Source organism: Pseudomonas sp. G.S.17 (assembly GCF_038096165.1).
Lineage (GTDB): Bacteria > Pseudomonadota > Gammaproteobacteria > Pseudomonadales > Pseudomonadaceae > Aquipseudomonas.
In genome coordinates this window covers 3,684,549-3,702,012 of the sequence record NZ_CP151076.1, presented here as the reverse complement: position 1 = coordinate 3,702,012, position 17,464 = coordinate 3,684,549, and the positions used below count along the sequence as shown (strand labels likewise).

The following is a 17,464-nucleotide window of genomic DNA, read 5'->3' as shown; positions in this document are numbered from 1 at the left end:
ACCATGAGCACCCCCTACAAGCGCCTCAACAAAGACGACGCAGTTGTTCTGCTGGTGGATCACCAGACGGGCCTGATTTCCCTGGTTCAGGATTTCCAGCCTAACGAGTTCAAGAACAACGTGCTGGCCCTCGCCGACGTCGCCAAGTTCTTCAAACTGCCGACCATCCTGACCACCAGCTTCGAAAACGGTCCGAACGGCCCGATGGTTCCAGAACTCAAGGAACTGTTCCCGGACGCGCCGTACATCCCGCGCCCAGGCCAGATCAATGCCTGGGACAACGAAGATTTCGTCAAGGCGGTAAAAGCCACCGGCCGCAAGCAACTGATCATCGCCGGCGTTGTAACCGACGTCTGCGTGACCTTCCCAACCTTGTCGGCGCTGGCTGAAGGGTTCGAAGTGTTCGTCGTGACTGACGCTTCCGGCACCTTCAACGAAACCGTGCAGCAAGCCTCGTGGGCACGCATGACCGCCGCTGGCGCCCAGCTGGTCAACTGGTTCTCGGTCGCCTGCGAGCTGCAAGTCGACTGGCGCAACGACATGGAAGGCCTGGCCAACCTGCTGTCGCCACGCATCCCGAACTATCGCAACCTGATGAACAGCTACTCGGCACTCACTGCCAAGTAATTGCCTGACCCGACGGCGCCGCTCCTTCGAGAGCGGCGCCGTTTTTTTGTGCCGACGAGATCATCCGTTGGAGCGAGACTTGCCCGCGAAGGCGGCAGGTCAGTCGCCACATGTAGCGACTGGTAAAACCATTCGCGGGCAAGCCTCGCTCCAACGGGGTCGTGTTCCATTCCGGAAGATCGCCTCGCGAATAAATTCGCTCCTACAGTGAAATGCGATTTCGCAGACACCGCCAAACGCGCGTCGGGAGGCTGAGTGGAGGTGTCGTGGTGGGGTGCGCTCGGCATGGATGCCGAGCGAGCGCCGTTGCGCCAGGGATGGCGCGTCGGCGCGTCGCCCCATCACGGCACCGGAAGGAGGGAACCGCCGCGAAGCGGGGGCCGGACGTCAGCGCAAAATGGTTTCCCCCCTTTGCCGAAACAAAGGGGGTCGACCGTCAGGGCGAAACCGATCTACGCAGCGCCGCCGCTGCCATTGGTGCCACCCGGTTCAACAGGCGACGCAAGCAGGGCCGGCGCCTCGCTCCTACGCAGTCGCGTCCCGGCTTGGTGTCTGCTTTGCCGACACGCGTTTACCTTTGATCAACGCCAGTCCCAGGTCGGCAATCAACGCGACTGCGATAGCTCCGGCGGCGATGGCAAACAACATCACGTGATGCCCGCCATTGCCATTGAAGACCACCGAATAACCGTAGCCCGCCAGCGCCTGGAAGGTGGCGAACGATACCGTCGCGCGGCTCCAGGCGACTTGTTGCTTTTCATGACCCGGCACCAGTTCGTGAATGCGGGCCAAGGCCAGCGGGACGATGCCCGGCGGAAACGAACCAATGATCACGGCGAGCAACACCAGCAGCGGATAAGAGTGGGTCATGCACAACCCTTCGACGGCGAGCGCCTGAACCAGCAATACCAGGCGAATCGAGTTCCGCGCGCCGAGATGATCGGCGAGGAAGCCATAAATGACCGGCCCGAGGATCGCGCCAACGCCATACATCACCCAGATCAATGCACCGATGTGCGCACTGGCGCCCTGGCCTCGGGTCACGTAATCCACCAGAAACACCATGGCCGGTACAAGGCCTACCGCCATCAACGCGTATTGGCCGAACAGCAGATAAACCGCCGGGTCCAGTGGCGCTGGTTTGCCGGGTTGAACATCCTGCACCGCAGCCGCATTGACCGCCGCAGTGGCACTCGCCGAAGGCCAGCCGAACCAGCTGACGGCGGTCAGCAGCAAGGACACCAGCCCAAGGCCGATCCACGCATCGCGCAGACCCAGCGACAACAGGAACGGCACCAGCGTCCCGGAGCCCGCGATGCCCAGGCCGACGCCGAGGAAGATCGCACCGCTGGCCAGGCCTTTTCGCGCGGCCGGAACATGGGGAATCACTGTCGCCGCCACCAGCACCATGATTGCGCCGCCCGCGATACCGGATAACAGGCGCCAGCTGAAGAACCAGGTGATCGACAGGGGAAAGGCGCAAGCGAAGAACGAAGCGGTCGCCAGCAGCATCATCAGCCGCAGGCTATGGCCGTTGGACAGGCGGGCGGCGATGGGGCGCCCGGCGAGTGCGCCGATCAGGTAGCCGATCAGGTTCGCGGCGCTCAGGTAGATCACGTCGGACGCGGAGAACCAGTGCGCGCCGATCAGCGACGGAATCAGCGGGGTGTAGGCGAAACGCGCCAGGCCGATGCTGACCAGGCTGGCACACAGCCCGGCGAGAATGTGCAGCCAGACGTTATTACGCCGGGGTGAAGCGGAATCAGTGGTCGAGAGCATGATGGAATTTCCCGCAAATCAGGTGAAAGCACCAAAAGTGCTTGGCTGAGGCCATGGTAACGATGATTATTGATGCAGACTTGCAGTGATTTCTCATGACTAAGATGCATAAATGCATCGCTAAGGGAGACGTATGAACTGGGATGACACCCGGGTATTCCTGGCGATATGCCGCAAAGCCACGTTACGCGGCGCGGCGCGGGTGCTGGGCGTGGATCAGGCCACGGTCGGCCGTCGGCTTGGCGCACTGGAAAGAGCCTTGGGCACGACCTTGTTCCTGCGCACGTCGGACGGCTATGTGCTGACCATGGCCGGGGAAGCCGCGCTGAAAGCGGCACAGAAAATGGAACAGTCGGCGCTGGAGCTGCAACGGCAGATTCTCGGTCTCGACGAGCGATTGACTGGCGAAGTGCGTATCACCAGCACCGATTCCCTCGCCGTCGACTTCGTGATTCCGGCCATTGCCAGCCTGCATGACGTTCATCCCGACATCAAAGTCCGGCTCGACACTTCGATTGAAGTGGCCAGCTTGTCCAAGCGTGAAGCCGACATCGCGATCCGCAACATCAAACCCGAGAATCCGGACCTGATCGCCCGCTGCATCGCCCGCTGGCCGGTGGGATTGTTCGCATCGGCGGGCTACGTCGAGCGTCGTGGTCAACCGCCGGCCGGGTTTGCCGGGCATGACCTGATCATGTATCAGCCTTATCTGGAGACGGGAAAGCCTCCGACCATGTGCTCCGAGCCCATCACCGAGGGGCATTTGGTCGCCACGGTGAATTCCGGGTTGATGATGCGTAAATCCGTTGCGGCCGGGATCGGCATTGGCGAGCTGCCGGTTTGTCTGGGGGAAATGGATGGCCTTGCGCGGATCTGGCCCGAGCGTTCCCGGTTGACGACTTATGATGTCTGGCTGGTAACCCATGAGGACTTGCGCCATACCGCCCGGGTGCGTGCGGTCATCGAAAAAATCGTCGAAAAGTTTGCCGGGTTTAACTAACGTGGTCCAGAACAAGCACCGACACATAATTGTTTGAATTGAACATGCTGCTGATATTTAGCGTAATCTATCCAAATGGATTGATTAAAATGTGTTTATTTGAACTTTAGTTATTTTAAAAGTGTCTTGAATGCCACGTGCAGCCTCGCTGTCATACTTGCAATTAGCCGCAATGTGTAGAGAATTCCGCGCAACGACTGTTTTTTCGTCAAAAAGCCACTATTTCGTTTTTCTTCCAGCTCTGCTGTGAAGACCGCACTGTTCCAGGAGTTCAAGAACATGGCAGCACTGCAGCAGCGTACCGTTGAAGCACTGAAAAAATCCCAGGCCGGGCTGACCTCCAAATGGCTTGCCAGCCTGGAAGCGAGTGGCGCGACGCGCAATATCAAGGAAGAAGATCTGAGGTTGCAGGCGGGTGACTTTCTGCGTCTGGTGATTTCCGTGGCAGAGAAGGGCAGCCATCAGTCGCTGGGTGGCAGCGACTGGGATGATATTCGTCTGTTCCTGGAAAAACTCTCCCACAGTCGCGCCCTTAGCGGCCAGGATTCGCAACAGACCGCCAGCTTTATTTTCTCGTTAAAAGGCCCGTTGTTCGCGATGCTGCAAAGCGAATACGAAGACAGCCCGACGCTGCTTGCCGAGCAGGTTCTGGAAATGTCCGAGCTGCTGGATGCCTTGGGCATGCACACCATTCGTACTTTCCAGAAATCCCGGGAAGCGGTGATCAAGCGCCAGCAGGAAGAACTGCTTGAGCTGTCCACGCCCGTGGTGAAACTGTGGGATGGCGTGCTGGCACTGCCGATGATCGGCACTCTGGATTCACAACGTACCCAAGTGGTCATGGAATCGCTGCTGCAACGGATTGTCGACACCGGCTCCGAGATTGCCATTATCGACATTACCGGCGTGCCAACCGTTGATACCCTGGTTGCCCAGCACCTGTTGAAAACAGTGACTGCCATTCGCTTGATGGGTGCTGACTGCATCATCAGCGGCGTGCGCCCGCAAATCGCGCAGACCATCGTGCACCTGGGTCTGGATCTGCAAGGCGTGGTCACCAAGGCCAATCTTGCCGACGCCCTGGCGCTGGCCCTGCGTCGTCTGGGTTTGACCGTCACCAAGGCGGTGTAGGCCCATGGAACGTATTCCGATTCTGCAGATGGGCGCTTACCTGCTCGTCACGATTCAAGTGGACATGCATGATCAGCTCGCCCTGAACCTGCAGGATGACCTCTCCGAACTCATTAGCAAGACTTCCGCGCGTGGTGTGCTCATCGATATTTCGGCGCTGGATATTGTCGATTCGTTCGTCGGACGCATGATCGGCACGATTTCCGGCCTGTCGCGGATCATGGACGCCGAAACCGTGCTGGTCGGCATGCAGCCTGCCGTGGCGATCACACTGGTCGAACTGGGCATGACCTTGCCCGGCGTCAGCACCGCGCTCAATGTCGAGCGTGGCATGAAGTTGCTGCACGAGCGAGCGCATGCCCAATGACCGTGCGAAGCGAGGGTTCCCAACCCGTGCTGATCGAACAAGATGTCGTATTGGCGCGCCAGACGGCGCGCAGGCTCGCCCAGGAGTGCGGAATGCGCCTGATCGACCTGACCAAAATGGTCACGGCGGTCAGTGAGCTCGCCCGCAACACTATGGTGTACGGCGGAGGCGGGCATATGGACTGGCAAATCCTCGATGACAATCTGCGTACCGGCTTGCGCATCACGTTCCGCGACGAAGGCCCAGGCATCGCTGATCTCAAAATGGCCATGACCGATGGCTGGACATCCGGCAAAGGCATGGGCCTGGGCCTGACCGGCGCCAAGCGTCTGGTGGACGAGTTTGAACTGGACACCGCGCCCGGCGCGGGCACTCGGGTGATGATTACCCGATGGGTATGATGCTGCGCAGCACCCTGACGCAGGTGTTGTTGATCGAAGACAGCAGCCAGGTTGGACACGCCAGGCGCACGGTTCAGCAATTGGCCGAGGCGCTGGATTTCTGCGAAGCCGATGCCGGTCGCGCGGCATTGGTGACCACCGAGCTGGCCAGCAATCTGCTCAAGCATGCGACGCGCGGCGAGCTGCACTTGCGCACGTTCCGCTCGCCTTCCTTGCAAGGCATCGAGGTGATTGCAGTCGACCGTGGCCCTGGCTTCGATGTGCATGATTGCCTGACGGACGGGTTTTCCACCCGTGGTACCCAAGGCATCGGGCTGGGCGCGATTTCCCGTCAGGCGGATGTCTTCGATGTCCATTCCGACGCGCGTGGCTCGGTGGTGCTGGCGCGGTTCTTTCCCCGTGGACAATCGATCAGCGACGTCAGGTTCGGCGTCAGCCAGCATTCGCTGGGTGGCGACCCGGCCTGCGGCGATGTCTGGTCAGTTGCGATCAAGGAGGGCTGGATCAGCGTCTTGATGATTGACGGCCTGGGCCATGGCGAAGACGCGGAGCTTGCGGCACGGGCAGGGGAAAATGCATTTGCCAGACAACCTTTTGCCTCTCCAGTGTTCACATTAGAAGAAATGCACGACGCCATGCGCGGCACCCGAGGCGGCGCCGTTGCTGTTGCGCAATTTGACGGTGTCGGCGATTCATTGCGATTCGTCGGTATCGGCAATATTGGCGGTACGTTGATCGGCGCAGAGCGACCTCGCGGCCTGGCTTCTCATCCGGGTATCGTAGGGCTGCAATTTCGCAAGGCCCAGACGTTCGACTTCCCTCAGATCGGTGGCCAATTGTTGATCATGTACAGCGACGGACTGCAATCACGTTGGGATCTGCGCGAGTATGCCGGGTTGGCGTTCCGCCATCCGGCGGTCATCGCGGCAGTGCTGCATCGCGATTTTTGCCGGGGTCGTGATGATGTGACTGTTTTAGTGATTGCCCTGGAGACTGCAAATGCCTGAGTCAACCCCCGCCGACTCGAATGCCCTCGCTCTTGAGCTGGCCCGCGTGCAGGCTGAAGCCGATGCCTTGCGCACCGAACTCGATGAAACCAATCAGGGCGTGCTCGCGTTGTATGCCGAACTGGACAATCAGGCCAATGAACTGCGCCAGGCTTCGGATCTGAAAAGCCGCTTCCTGTCCTACATGAGCCACGAATTCCGCACGCCTCTGGGTTCGATCCTGAGTATTTCCAGCCTGCTCACCGATGAAATCGATGGGCCGTTGGCCACCGAGCAGCATCGGCAGGTTGCGTTTATCAGCACTGCCGCACGTGAGCTGTCCGACATGGTCGATGATCTGCTGGATCTGGCCAAGATCGAGGCCGGACGCATCACCATTTCCCCGGCCTGGTTCGACATGTTTGACTTGTTTGCAGCCTTGCGCGGCATGTTCCGCCCGATCGTCAATATGTCTTCGGTGGACCTGATTTTCGAAGAGCCCATTGGCTTGCCACGGTTGTTCACCGATGACAAAAAACTCGGGCAGATCCTGCGTAACTTTATCTCCAACTCCCTGAAGTTCACCCAGCGCGGTGAGGTTCGGGTCTCGGCTCGCCTGGAAAATGATCACGAAGTGCGTTTCGCCGTCACCGATACCGGCGTGGGTATCCCGGAAGAAATGCTTGGTGAGCTGTTCGAGGATTTCTCGCAGATCGACTCGCCGCTGCAAAAGCGATGGCGCGGCACCGGCCTTGGATTGTCGCTGTGCAGACGCTTCGCCGAGCTGTTGGGCGGGCGGGTAGGGGTACAGAGCAAGCCTGGCGTCGGCTCGACCTTCTTCATCATCATTCCGCTGGCAATTGCCGGGGAGCCTGCCGATGAGGCGTGAAATCCGGCTGTTGATCGTCGATGACAACGCCGCCACGCGCTATGCCTTGCGGAGGCGCATGGAGCTTCATGACTTTGTCGTGCTTGAGGCCGGCACCGGCAATGAAGGCCTGGCGCTGATTGCTTCTGAAGCGCCGGATGCGCTGATTCTCGACGTCAACCTTCCGGACATGAGCGGTTTTGACATCGTGCGCCTGCTGCGCTCTGAGCCGCGCACGGCGCTGTTGCCGGTTGTACATGTGTCGGCGGCCTCGATCCAGACGGCCGATATCGTCACCGGTCTTGAAGCCGGTGCGGATGCCTATCTGGTGCATCCGGTGGATGCCGATGTTTTGCTGGCAACCCTGCGCACGCTGTTGCGAGTGCGCGACACCGAATACGCCCTGCGCGAGAGCGAGGCACGGTTTCGGGAAATCTTCGTCAACATTTCCGCGCCGATTGCGGTGATGGACGCCGACCTCAAAGTGCATGAGTGCAACCACGCGTTCGCCCAGCTGATTCAGAAAAGTATTTCCCAGCACACGATGCTCGACTCCCTGGCGGCAGATCAGGACGACATCATTCAGCAACTGCGCGCCGGACTGCTGGCGGGAGAGCGCTGGAGAGGCACGCTGTTGATGTCGGTCAAAGGCGAAGTCCGGGAAACCGAGTGGCAGATTTCTCCGTACCGCACGCCGGAACTGAGTCTGGTTTTCGTCGAGGATGTCACCGAGCATCGTCAGCGTGAGCAATCGCATCTGCGCCAGCTCGACAGTGTCAACACGCGGCTGGCCCATGAAGTCGCCGAGCGCGCACGCACCGAAGCACAGCTGTTGCAGGCGCAGAAGATGGATGCCATCGGCAAGCTAACCGGCGGCATTGCCCACGATTTCAACAACTTGCTGACCGGGATCATCACCGGCATCGAGCTGATCAAAAAACGCACCGCTGAAAATCGTCCGGAACGGGTCGCGCGCTATGCCGACGCGGCCCTGGCTTCGGCCATGAGCGCCGCGGCCTTGACCCATCGATTGTTGGCGTTTGCTCGCCAGCAGCCACTGGATGCCCGGCCGATCGATGTCAACGAGCACATCCGTTCCCTGGAAGATTTGCTCAGTCGCACCATCGGCAAGCGCATCACGCTGACCCTGGACCTGACCTCAAAATCAGCCGTAGCGTTGGTGGATTCCAGCCAGCTGGAAAGCGCGATACTCAATCTTGTCATCAACGCGCGGGATGCCCTTCCCGGCGGCGGCAACGTGCGCGTCACGACCTTTGCTGCGCACTCCAAAGGCGATCAGCGTGTGGCTGACGGGGCGTATATCGCGTTGTCGGTCAAGGATGACGGCATCGGCATCGATCACAGCGTGATCGATAAGGTATTCGATCCATTCTTCACCACCAAACCCATTGGCGAAGGCACCGGGCTCGGGCTTTCGACCATCTACGGCTTCGCCAGGCAGTCCGGTGGTGACGTACTGATTCGCAGCGTTGCCGGGCATGGCACCGAAGTGACGCTGATGATTCCGGCAGCCATCGACGTCCTGCCTGCACAAGCGGAACCCGGAATGCCGGTCCAGCCGGGTACCGGGGAGCATATTCTCATCGTCGAGGACACGGCATCGGTGCGAATGTTCGTCAGCGAGCTGCTGGTGGACAACGGTTACCGCTGCACGCAGGCCGCAGACGTCGCCACCGCTCTGGATATTCTCGAGAACGATCCTTCGGTGGATCTGTTGCTGTCCGACGTTGGCCTGCCACACATGAACGGCCGGGAACTGGCCGACCGCGCACGGGTATGGCGGGAAAACCTGCCAGTGCTGTTCATGACCGGTTACGCGGAAAACGCGGTAAACCGTCAACGTTTCCTCGGCGAACGCATGGATATGGTCATCAAGCCGTTCAAATTGAACGCGCTGCTGGAGAAAGTCCGCAAGATGCTCGAGAGCTCACCGACGGCTCTCTGAGGGCAGTCCGGTGGCACAGCATGGTGCGCCAGGCCGGGAAACGGGTGACCGGGCGGTCAGAATAAAAACATGTAGTGCTCTGAAAAAATCACTACATAACGGTTGACGCTTCCCCCTTCGCCTTGCATTATGCAGCTGTCTCCCTGATCGGGAGAGCGGTAAAAGGGTGTTCTGACATGCACGACGAGCCGTCGTGATGTTCCCGGATGTGTGCTGCCCACAAGGCAGATTGATGAAGCTGACCTGGCATGATCCCTGACCGGATTCGAGATGCTGGCGAAACGTCCTCATGAGGCTTGTGGTTGACAGTCAATTGTTAGTTGTCAGCGCTGTAATAGCCTTTTGAATCAAGACTTTTCGCAACTTCTCCTCTCGTTGTGGTGCTCTTGCGCAGCAGTGTTTTATCAAGGCTACACGCATCTATTCATGGGCCGGATCTGCAAGTTGTCTGATAGCGAATGTCATGCAGGTGCAGCGACACAAATCCACTGGCCGATTAATCATGTGTATTAGCTAACTAATTAAACCCGGTTGACGAGCGGTCAAGGAGCATTCAAATGAATTTGAACAAACAACCTACTATTGATGAACTGGCCCAATTGTTCGCCGCGCGCAAAGACAGTCTGGACAGCCATGTATTGTGGATCAGCGACGAAGGCGATGTTCATGTCGATCCGCTGACTTGCCAGGAAAACGAATTCGGCAAGAGCCACCCGGAAATGCGGGCCCGTCTGCGGACCTACCGTCGCGGCCATGGCTACGTTGGCAAGAAAGCCGCCGCCGACAAAGTGTTCATGAACCGGGTTCTGCAAACCCTGAAGAATGAATGGATCGCCACACAACAACAGTCCGACGTCCGTGTTGTTGATCGTCTCTACTGATAAACAGTTATACCTATAACGATTAATAATGAGTTGTTTCGCTTCTTGCTCCCGGAGAATATCCGGGAGCTTTTTTTATGGGTGTTTGTTAAGCAATCTCGAACCGTCGATTACCCTCCGCATCGCTGCTGCCTCCCTCGAATTGGCCATGTACTAGAATCAGGTTTGCGTACCCGTCAGCTGTTCTGTGGAGGACATGTGCCATGAATGATTCCGAGCAAAAAACTCCGACGCCTGAAGATGAAAAAAAGCCGGCGACCCGCCCCGGCAACTGGCATCCGCTGGACCGCATTCGTCAGCAGTTCGACCATCTGCTGAACGAATTCAATAGCCTGCCTTCAATCCTTTCCCGCAGCGGCCGGTTTGATGTGCAGCCGTTCTGGTCAGGGGAGTTTTCCGGCGTCCAGGCGCCTGCCGTGGATATTCGGGAAACCGCAACCACCTACGAAATCGCCGCTGAAGTGCCCGGCGCGGACGAGCAGAGCCTGACCGTCAAGGTCATCGACGGCAATCTGCGGATCAAGGGCGAAAAGCGCGAGGAAAAGTCGGACTCATCCGCCAACTATCACCTGACAGAACGCCGTTATGGGCAGTTCGAAAGAACCTTCAGCCTGCCCACAGGTGTGGATGCCGAGCATATTCAGGCGCATTTCAGCAGGGGCGTGCTGAATATCACGCTGCCCAAGAAGCCTGCGGCAGCGAAGCCGGAAACTTCGGTGAATATTTCCGTGGATTGAGCGCCGCAGCGCGCCCTTGAGGCCTGGCGCAGGACGGCGGCTGTCAAACGTCATCGACGCTGATCGAAACTATGGTTAGGCTTTGCTGGCGTTTCTCGTCCTGTTTCAGGTTGTCCGGAGGAGAACGGACTCTTCATTTCGATCTTCAAGGAAGGACACCCGACCTCGCCATCGATCTGACCCTTGCTCCCGAGCTCTGAGAGCGCGCACCAATCAGCCATTGCAGGATCAAGGCTTGAATGACGGCAAGGTGCTGGATCTGATTCACGCTATTTCAATCTTCGCCTGGGCCAACCGCTTGATGCTCAATCTGGGTGAGCCGGTCTTTGCTGGGCAATCGAGTGTTTGAATAAACTTCACTTAATGTTGTACAAGAGGCTATTTGTCGTATAGGTTTTAATCTTCTGGGTCGGTAGCAAGGTGTTGTAGTGGTCTCTTGGCCTTGCACCGCGTTACTGGCCTTTTTTTGTGCGCCGTTTTTATGTTGCAGCTGTCAGTGAGGCCTTACATGACGCGACCATGGTTGTGGTTAGTCTGGTTGTTGAGCGGCACGAGCCTGGCGGCAGGCTGGCAGGATGCGTTGCCCAATGCGCAAGTGGTCGGCAGCGGTGAGTTTCGCATGTTCGGCTTCAGGATCTACACCGCGCGGATGTGGAGCACCGACAAGCCTCTGCAGACCGACAAGCCATTCGCCCTGGAGCTGACGTATCACCGTTCCATTTCCCGCGAGGATCTGGTGGACGCCAGCATCGATGAGATCAAGCGCACGTCTGGCGCGCAGGTCAGCCCTGCGCAGCTGGTTATCTGGCGAGAGCAGATGCAGCGAGCGTTTGTCGATGTGCAGGAGGGTACTAGGATCGTCGGCGTGAATGTGCCCGGTCAGGAGGCACGCTTTTACGTTGGCGACAGGCTGCATCAGGTCGTGCGGGATCCGGCGTTTGCCAAGGCTTTCTTCGATATCTGGCTGGCCGCTGACAGCCGCAATTCCAATCTGCGCGAACAGTTGTTGGGCACGGCTGCTCCGTAATCTGCGCGCTCTGAAAATATGGCCTCTGGAAATAAGGAAAGCACCATGCTGAAAAGAATCGTTTTAATGTTGTGTATCGGTTTGGCGGGTTGCAGCGGAGTGCAGGTCAGTCAATACAGCCAGGAAACGCCGAAACTCGACCTGCGCGACTATTTCACCGGGCAGGTTTTGGCTTCCGGGATTTTCCAGAAGCGTTCGGGGGAGGTGACCAAGCGATTTCATGTGGTGATCAATGGCCGCAGTGAAGGCGACAAGCTGATCATGCACGAAGCCTTCAACTACAGCGACGGCACTAAACAAACCCGGGTCTGGACGTTGGTCCCGACCGGGCAGGACAAGTGGAAAGGCACGGCGAGCGATGTGGTGGGCGAGGCTTTTGGCGAAGTTTCCGGCAATACCTTCCACTGGAACTACGTGCTGAACCTGCCGGTGGACGGCAAGATCTACGAAGTGCGTTTTGATGACTGGATGTATTTGCTCGACGACCAGACCCTGGCCAATCGCTCTTACATGAGCAAGCTTGGGGTAGAGTTGGGGCAAGTGACGTTGTTTTTTCGTAAGCAGTAGGCTCTAGCGCTGTAGGAGCCAACTTGTTGGCGAGGCGGTCTGCCAGATTACGCAGGCCATACACTTCGCGAGCAAGCTCGCTCCCACACCGTTCGCTCCTACCTGTCTATGCCATTTACGGCACCACAGGAATCAACGGATCAGCCGCCGCCAGCGCTTCTGCGCGATTGGCCGCTGGTGGGTAGATCCACTGGGTGTTGATCTGCATCTTGAGCTGTTTACCTTCTTCCTTCACGTATTTGACCTGGCGATCCCAGCCTTCGGTGTACACCGCGCCCCAGGCGCCGAGGTCCAGGCAGGTCACGTATTTCACCTGGCTGTAGGGGATCGGTGCGACGCCCAGCAGATCGGCTGCGACGTTGTTACCGGCCGAGCGGCCAAGGGCGATGGCGTGCTGGCAGGTCATCATCGCGTAGTTTCCCAGATCGTCAGTTGCGGCATAGGCCACATCGCCGGTGGCGTAGATTGCGTCCTGGCCGATCACCTTCAGATTGCGGTCCACATGCAGGCGGCCGAAGTTGTCGCGCTCGGCAGTGATCTGTTCGGTGAGGCTGCTGGCGCGAACGCCTGCTGTCCAGACCACGGTATTGGCTTCGATGCGTTGGCCATCAGCCAGCGTGATGCCTCCAGCGTCGACTGCGGCAACGGTGGAATTGACCTGCCATTGCACGCCAAGACTGGCGCTGGCCTCGGCAATCAAAGGTTGCAGCGATTCGCCCAGTGCCGCGCCGATTCGCGTGCCACGGTCGACGACGATGACCTTGATATTGGCGTTTTCGCCCAGCGCCGCCCGCAAACGATGCGGCAATTCGGTCGCCGTTTCGATCCCGGTAAAACCGCCACCGGCCACGATCACGGTGTTGCGCGCTGCGGATTCAGGCAGCTGACCCAACGCATTGATATGCGCTTCAAGTCGGCTCGCCTCTTCAATACGGTCCACATCAAACGCGTGCTCCAGCAAGCCCGGCACCTTCGGCCGTACCACGCTGCTGCCGCTGGCGAGGACCAGGCGGTCATAGCTCAAGGTGCCTTTGACGCCGTTGGCATCGGTGTAGCCGACACGTTTGCCAGCGACATCGATCTGGTCCGCGGCACCCTGGACAAAGTTGACGCCGACGGCTTCGAACAACTCGCCCAGCGGCGCCTGCATGCCATGCACCTGGGCCTCGTAGAAGCGCGGACGGACGCGCAATTGTGCCTGCGGCGCCAGGACCGTGACTTCAATGTTCTGCTGGCCATGTTGATCGATCAGGCGCGTTGCACTCAGCGCGCTCCACATGCCACCGAATCCTGCGCCGACGATCAAGATCTGCTGTTTCATGGTTGTGTCCTTCAAAGATGAATCGATTGAGTGAGTCGAGTTCGTAGTGCCCTGACTACGGAGAGGACGGACGCGAATCGTTGCGTTAGCGCTGCGTCCCTGCTTACTCGATAACTACGACTTTATTAGTCGTAGTTAAATCAGGCAAGCTATTTTTTTATCGCTAAATCTGCCATTCCTCGCTGAAAGCCCAGATAACCGCTCTATCACGTCTGTTATGGGTGTGTTCCGAACGTCAGGATATTCTCAGCTCTTTACCGGTGAGCTGCTGATCGTTGTTAGAGTCAAGGATTTTTGCTACATTTGGCGACTGAATCAGTCGGAGATAGTCATGGCGCTTTACAGTGCAGGAGTCGAGTACGGCATCCATTGCCTCTTGTTTTTGCTTGATGATCGCGGCGACAGTCGGGAGGCCAGCGTGCGTGACCTGGCCGAGCTGCAAGGTGTGCCCCACGAATACCTGGCGAAGGTGTTCACCAAGCTGGCGAGGGCGAAACTGGTGGTCGCCACCGAAGGCGTGCGCGGTGGTTTCAAACTGGCGCGTCCGTCTGACGAAATCACCCTGCTGGATATCGTCACGGCCATCGACGGCAAGAAATCCATTTTTGAATGTCGCGACATTCGTGGCCGTTGCGCGGTGTTCGATGGACAGCCGCCAGCCTGGGCCACAGAGGGGACTTGCGGCATTCATGGCGCGATGCTGGTCGCGCAAAAACGCATGGAAGAAGCCCTGGCGCAGCAGACCATTCTTGATCTGGGCCGACGGTTCGGACGCAAGGCGCCGCCGGTATTTTTCAGCCAGGTCGATGGCTGGATGAATGAGCGCCGGGAACACAAAAGTGCCAGTAGCGATGAGCAGCAAGCCATTGCGCTGGTCGATATTTCCGAGTGACCGCCGGAATTTATTTGCAACATTTCCCTGCCGCTGTATCCAAGCCCTCGTTACTATTGTCGGCCCCGGCCCATCCGCCGGGATTACCACAATGGATTTCAACCGGGGACGGAGCATGACCGAGCCTGATTCACCTTCGCGCAGAGGCTTCTTTCTGGTTGCCTGCGCCTTGCTGATCACCATGATCGGCACCACGTTGCCCACGCCGCTTTACGTGTATTACCAGCAGCAAATGGGCTTCGGCGAAACCTGGGTCACCTTGATTTTTGCCATCTATGCGTTGGGCGTTATCGCTGCGTTGCTGGCGGTTGGCAGTTGGTCGGACCAGATAGGTCGGCGGCCGATGTTGTTCGCGGGCCTGCTGATGGGCGCGATCAGCGCGGCGATTTTCCTGTTCTGCGATTCCATTGGCGGATTGCTGCTGGGGCGGCTGTTTTCCGGGTTTTCTGCCGGGATCATGACCGGCACCGCCACTGTGGCGATTATTGAACTGGCGCCGAAAAGCTGGAGCAAACGTGCAACGTTGATTGCCACCGCAGCCAATATGTTCGGCCTTGGTCTGGGCCCATTGCTGGCCGGGCTGACGTCGCAGTACCTGCCGCAGCCGTTGCATCTGGTGTTCTGGTTACATCTGGGATGTCTGGCGCTTGCGATGCTGGGCATCGCGTTGGCTCAGGAAACCGTCGAGCGTCCGCCCGTGCCACGCTTGCGGGTCATGCGTCCGTCGATTCCGCCGGGGGTACGCGCGATGTTCATTCCGGCAGCGATTGCCGGGATGGCTGGATTCAGCGTTGCCGGGCTGTTCACCAGCATGGTGCCGTCGATCATGCGCCAGGTAATGGGCCAGTCTGATGGCGTGGTGATTGGCGCGGTGGTCGGCTCGTTTTTCGCTGCCTCGGTATTGGGCCAGGCCGCATTGCAGTGGTTGCCTGCGCGCTTGCACATGACCACCGGCTGCGCCGGGCTGATCCTGGGCATGGCGACCCTGGGCTTGAGCATTTCTACCGAACAATTAAGTTTGCTGATGATTGCAGGCGCGCTGGCCGGGATTGGCCAAGGCATGGTGTTCCGCGCCGGCATGGGCGCAGTGACTGCGGCGAGCCCCGCGCACCACAAGGCTGCGGTCAGTTCGGCATTGTTTGTGGTGTTTTATTTCTCCATGTCGCTGCCGGTCATCGCGGTCGGCGTCAGCGTCCCGGTGTTTGGCCTGCGGCATGTCGGCGAGTTGTTCAGCGCCATTGTTGCGGTGGTTGCAGTTTTGGCAATGCTGAGCATGAAGCGGGCCCAGGCGGTTGCGGCTGCCTGAGCTTTTTCGGTTGAAAAAAAGCCCCGTAATCGGGGCTTTTTGCGTTACAAACGCTGCAACAACGCCTGCGCAGTTGCCTCTGAAGATGACGGGTTCTGCCCGGTGATCAGCAGGCCATCTTCAACGACATAGCTGGCCCAATCCCCGGCCTTGGAATAGTCGCCGCCGTTGGCCTTGAGCATGTCTTCCACCAGAAACGGCACGACATCGGTCAAGCCGACGGCGTCTTCTTCGGTATTGGTAAAGCCGGTGACGCGCTTGCCTTTGACCAGCGGCTCACCGTCGGCGCCTTTTACGTGGCGCAGTACGCCGGGGGCGTGGCAGACGGCAGCGACTGGCTTGCCTGCGGACTGGAAGGCTTCGATCAGCGCGATGGAATTAGAGTCTTCAGCCAGATCCCACAGTGGACCATGGCCGCCGGGGTAGAACACCGCATCAAAGTCACTGGCTCTGACGTCTTGCAGCAACAAGGTGCTGGACAGTGCGGCCTGGGCGTTGGGATCTTTGCGGAAGCGTTCGGTGGCTTCAGTTTGCGCGTCCGGCTCATCGCTTTTCGGATCAAGGGGCGGCTGACCACCTTTGGGTGAGGCGAGGGTCAGTTGCGCGCCTGCATCCTTGAAGATGAAATACGGTGCCGCGAATTCTTCCAGCCAAAAGCCGGTTTTCTTGCCGGTATCGCCCAACTGGTCGTGGGAGGTGAGAACCATCAGAATTTTCATGTGCAGGCATCTCGTGTTGGGAGCGCGCAATGGCTGTCGCGCTCGGTGATGAAGAACTAACAAGGATTCTGAAAGCGGATTGGCGCAGACGTTCAACGTCGTGTACCTGACCGCATAAGGCAGCCACGCTGCCGGGAAGACAACGGAAAAGTTCCCCGCTGCGCGCTTATGTCGCAAGGTGTGACGCAGCGCTTGCCCGCCGTGGCTTTGCGCGGAACAGGGTGCATTGAAGCTGCGCAAAGCCTGTGCCGGGCGATGTTGAACCTGTAGCGGCGGTGTTACATTTCCCGGTCATGAACGTCCCTGCCATCCACCGATTGCTCAATGCCAGGCATCAGCCCTCCGCAACGGGCACGCGTGGCGTTGAAAAACTGCGCACGGGATTGATCAAGCGCCGCGCAGGCGCGGCCAGTCGGCACGGTATCGGCGCCTGGCTGGGCATATTCGCCATGCTGATGATCTTCGTCGGCCCGCTGATTTCCCAAGGCGCGAGCATGGTTCATGGCACGGGCGCGCCGATGGCCCACGACATGGCCTGCGACGACATGCCAGGCATGGCGCAGGTTGCAAAGCCTGTCTCGCCGGGCGGCCATCACGATCTGGTCATCTGGGAAAAATGCGGCTATTGCACGCTGCTGTTCCAGCATCCACCGCTCACCGAATCCAACCTGATTGTCGCGCCGCTGGGCATCGTGCCGGCGACGTTCCTGGCAACCTCGTTTACCCCGCAGCAAGTCCGCGCACCGGTGTTTCCCGGCGCTCGGAGCCGGGCGCCGCCGATCTCCTCCCGCTGAACGTCACCGCCATCCGCTGCTGAACAACGCTCAATCGACCCATGCGCCGACGCAAGTCTGTGCGTGCGTTGTTTGCCGTTTTGCTGGCAGCCATC

18 protein-coding genes and 1 pseudogene are annotated in these 17,464 nt (G+C 59.0%); 16 read left to right on the top strand and 3 right to left on the bottom strand.

Annotation, left to right across the window (positions count from 1 at the left end):
* The first annotated feature begins 3 nt into the window (after positions 1-3).
* Positions 4-627, top strand: a complete 624-nt coding sequence (gene ycaC, locus AABC73_RS17490) for an isochorismate family cysteine hydrolase YcaC (protein ID WP_065833200.1) — start codon at positions 4-6, stop codon at positions 625-627.
* Between the two features lie 525 nt (positions 628-1,152).
* Here ycaC and AABC73_RS17485 read toward each other — a convergent pair.
* A complete protein-coding gene (locus tag AABC73_RS17485; RefSeq protein ID WP_341520258.1) occupies positions 1,153-2,406 on the bottom strand; it encodes a YbfB/YjiJ family MFS transporter in 1,254 nt (417 codons plus the stop codon).
* Between the two features lie 133 nt (positions 2,407-2,539).
* Between AABC73_RS17485 and AABC73_RS17480 the strand changes: the two genes are divergently transcribed.
* The 12 genes and pseudogenes from AABC73_RS17480 to AABC73_RS17425 all read left to right on the top strand — a co-directional run bounded on the left by AABC73_RS17480 (position 2,540) and on the right by AABC73_RS17425 (position 12,337).
* Positions 2,540-3,406, top strand: coding sequence for a LysR family transcriptional regulator (locus tag AABC73_RS17480; protein ID WP_341520257.1), 867 nt, complete (start codon positions 2,540-2,542; stop codon positions 3,404-3,406).
* A 279-nt stretch (positions 3,407-3,685) separates the two neighbouring features.
* Positions 3,686-4,537: an STAS domain-containing protein gene (locus AABC73_RS17475; protein ID WP_341520256.1), complete on the top strand. Its 852-nt coding sequence runs from the start codon at positions 3,686-3,688 to the stop codon at positions 4,535-4,537.
* A 4-nt stretch (positions 4,538-4,541) separates the two neighbouring features.
* Entirely contained in the window at positions 4,542-4,904 is a 363-nt protein-coding gene (locus tag AABC73_RS17470; protein WP_020292605.1) for an STAS domain-containing protein, read from the top strand.
* Positions 4,901-5,305: an anti-sigma regulatory factor gene (locus AABC73_RS17465; RefSeq protein WP_341520255.1), complete on the top strand. Its 405-nt coding sequence runs from the start codon at positions 4,901-4,903 to the stop codon at positions 5,303-5,305. Before AABC73_RS17470 ends, AABC73_RS17465 begins: the two co-directional genes overlap by 4 nt.
* Positions 5,302-6,312: an ATP-binding protein gene (locus AABC73_RS17460; RefSeq protein WP_341524271.1), complete on the top strand. Its 1,011-nt coding sequence runs from the start codon at positions 5,302-5,304 to the stop codon at positions 6,310-6,312. The genes AABC73_RS17465 and AABC73_RS17460 overlap by 4 nt, the downstream gene beginning before the upstream one ends.
* Positions 6,305-7,180, top strand: coding sequence for an ATP-binding protein (locus tag AABC73_RS17455; protein WP_341520254.1), 876 nt, complete (start codon positions 6,305-6,307; stop codon positions 7,178-7,180). Before AABC73_RS17460 ends, AABC73_RS17455 begins: the two co-directional genes overlap by 8 nt.
* Positions 7,170-9,125, top strand: a complete 1,956-nt coding sequence (locus AABC73_RS17450; protein WP_341520253.1) for a response regulator — start codon at positions 7,170-7,172, stop codon at positions 9,123-9,125. Before AABC73_RS17455 ends, AABC73_RS17450 begins: the two co-directional genes overlap by 11 nt.
* Positions 9,126-9,682: 557 nt before the next feature.
* Positions 9,683-10,006, top strand: a complete 324-nt coding sequence (locus AABC73_RS17445) for a hypothetical protein (protein WP_331152285.1) — start codon at positions 9,683-9,685, stop codon at positions 10,004-10,006.
* Between the two features lie 203 nt (positions 10,007-10,209).
* Entirely contained in the window at positions 10,210-10,743 is a 534-nt protein-coding gene (locus tag AABC73_RS17440) for an Hsp20/alpha crystallin family protein (RefSeq protein WP_341520252.1), read from the top strand.
* Positions 10,744-10,910: 167 nt separating this feature from the next.
* Positions 10,911-11,092, top strand: a pseudogene (locus tag AABC73_RS17435) (alkylhydroperoxidase); the annotation flags it as partial.
* Between the two features lie 159 nt (positions 11,093-11,251).
* Complete coding sequence (locus tag AABC73_RS17430) at positions 11,252-11,770, top strand: chalcone isomerase family protein (RefSeq protein ID WP_341520251.1); 519 nt, start codon at positions 11,252-11,254, stop codon at positions 11,768-11,770.
* 45 nt (positions 11,771-11,815) lie between these two features.
* Complete coding sequence (locus tag AABC73_RS17425; protein ID WP_341520250.1) at positions 11,816-12,337, top strand: DUF3833 domain-containing protein; 522 nt, start codon at positions 11,816-11,818, stop codon at positions 12,335-12,337.
* A gap of 115 nt (positions 12,338-12,452) precedes the next feature.
* On the opposite strand, the gene AABC73_RS17420 is transcribed toward AABC73_RS17425, so the two are convergent.
* Positions 12,453-13,658 carry an NAD(P)/FAD-dependent oxidoreductase gene (locus AABC73_RS17420; protein WP_341520249.1) on the bottom strand — a complete coding sequence of 402 codons (1,206 nt, stop codon included), beginning with the start codon at positions 13,656-13,658 and terminating at the stop codon, positions 12,453-12,455.
* 331 nt (positions 13,659-13,989) lie between these two features.
* Between AABC73_RS17420 and AABC73_RS17415 the strand changes: the two genes are divergently transcribed.
* Both AABC73_RS17415 and AABC73_RS17410 read left to right on the top strand, forming a co-directional pair.
* Positions 13,990-14,550 carry an Rrf2 family transcriptional regulator gene (locus tag AABC73_RS17415; RefSeq protein ID WP_341520248.1) on the top strand — a complete coding sequence of 187 codons (561 nt, stop codon included), beginning with the start codon at positions 13,990-13,992 and terminating at the stop codon, positions 14,548-14,550.
* A 115-nt stretch (positions 14,551-14,665) separates the two neighbouring features.
* Positions 14,666-15,856 (top strand): MFS transporter, encoded by a 1,191-nt coding sequence (locus AABC73_RS17410; RefSeq protein ID WP_341520247.1) that lies wholly within the window; start codon positions 14,666-14,668, stop codon positions 15,854-15,856.
* A 44-nt stretch (positions 15,857-15,900) separates the two neighbouring features.
* On the opposite strand, the gene AABC73_RS17405 is transcribed toward AABC73_RS17410, so the two are convergent.
* Complete coding sequence (locus tag AABC73_RS17405) at positions 15,901-16,575, bottom strand: type 1 glutamine amidotransferase domain-containing protein (protein WP_341520246.1); 675 nt, start codon at positions 16,573-16,575, stop codon at positions 15,901-15,903.
* A 293-nt stretch (positions 16,576-16,868) separates the two neighbouring features.
* Here AABC73_RS17405 and AABC73_RS17400 point away from each other — a divergent pair, with 293 nt between their 5' ends.
* A complete protein-coding gene (locus AABC73_RS17400) occupies positions 16,869-17,369 on the top strand; it encodes a DUF2946 domain-containing protein (protein WP_341520245.1) in 501 nt (166 codons plus the stop codon).
* Positions 17,370-17,464: the final 95 nt, after the last annotated feature.

Bases quoted from the DNA above. Each gene is read 5' to 3' on its own strand.
- AABC73_RS17420 (WP_341520249.1), bottom strand. From the start codon at position 13,658: ATGAAACAGCAGATCTTGATCGTCGGCGCAGGATTCGGTGGCATGTGG.
- AABC73_RS17480 (WP_341520257.1), top strand. From the start codon at position 2,540: ATGAACTGGGATGACACCCGGGTATTCCTGGCGATATGCCGCAAAGCC.
- AABC73_RS17430 (WP_341520251.1), top strand. From the start codon at position 11,252: ATGACGCGACCATGGTTGTGGTTAGTCTGGTTGTTGAGCGGCACGAGC.
- AABC73_RS17405 (WP_341520246.1), bottom strand. From the start codon at position 16,575: ATGAAAATTCTGATGGTTCTCACCTCCCACGACCAGTTGGGCGATACC.
- AABC73_RS17450 (WP_341520253.1), top strand. From the start codon at position 7,170: ATGAGGCGTGAAATCCGGCTGTTGATCGTCGATGACAACGCCGCCACG.
- AABC73_RS17410 (WP_341520247.1), top strand. From the start codon at position 14,666: ATGACCGAGCCTGATTCACCTTCGCGCAGAGGCTTCTTTCTGGTTGCC.
- AABC73_RS17475 (WP_341520256.1), top strand. From the start codon at position 3,686: ATGGCAGCACTGCAGCAGCGTACCGTTGAAGCACTGAAAAAATCCCAG.
- AABC73_RS17485 (WP_341520258.1), bottom strand. From the start codon at position 2,406: ATGCTCTCGACCACTGATTCCGCTTCACCCCGGCGTAATAACGTCTGG.
- AABC73_RS17425 (WP_341520250.1), top strand. From the start codon at position 11,816: ATGCTGAAAAGAATCGTTTTAATGTTGTGTATCGGTTTGGCGGGTTGC.
- AABC73_RS17415 (WP_341520248.1), top strand. From the start codon at position 13,990: ATGGCGCTTTACAGTGCAGGAGTCGAGTACGGCATCCATTGCCTCTTG.
- AABC73_RS17470 (WP_020292605.1), top strand. From the start codon at position 4,542: ATGGAACGTATTCCGATTCTGCAGATGGGCGCTTACCTGCTCGTCACG.
- AABC73_RS17445 (WP_331152285.1), top strand. From the start codon at position 9,683: ATGAATTTGAACAAACAACCTACTATTGATGAACTGGCCCAATTGTTC.
- AABC73_RS17455 (WP_341520254.1), top strand. From the start codon at position 6,305: ATGCCTGAGTCAACCCCCGCCGACTCGAATGCCCTCGCTCTTGAGCTG.
- AABC73_RS17465 (WP_341520255.1), top strand. From the start codon at position 4,901: ATGACCGTGCGAAGCGAGGGTTCCCAACCCGTGCTGATCGAACAAGAT.
- AABC73_RS17440 (WP_341520252.1), top strand. From the start codon at position 10,210: ATGAATGATTCCGAGCAAAAAACTCCGACGCCTGAAGATGAAAAAAAG.
- AABC73_RS17460 (WP_341524271.1), top strand. From the start codon at position 5,302: ATGATGCTGCGCAGCACCCTGACGCAGGTGTTGTTGATCGAAGACAGC.
- AABC73_RS17400 (WP_341520245.1), top strand. From the start codon at position 16,869: ATGAACGTCCCTGCCATCCACCGATTGCTCAATGCCAGGCATCAGCCC.
- ycaC (WP_065833200.1), top strand. From the start codon at position 4: ATGAGCACCCCCTACAAGCGCCTCAACAAAGACGACGCAGTTGTTCTG.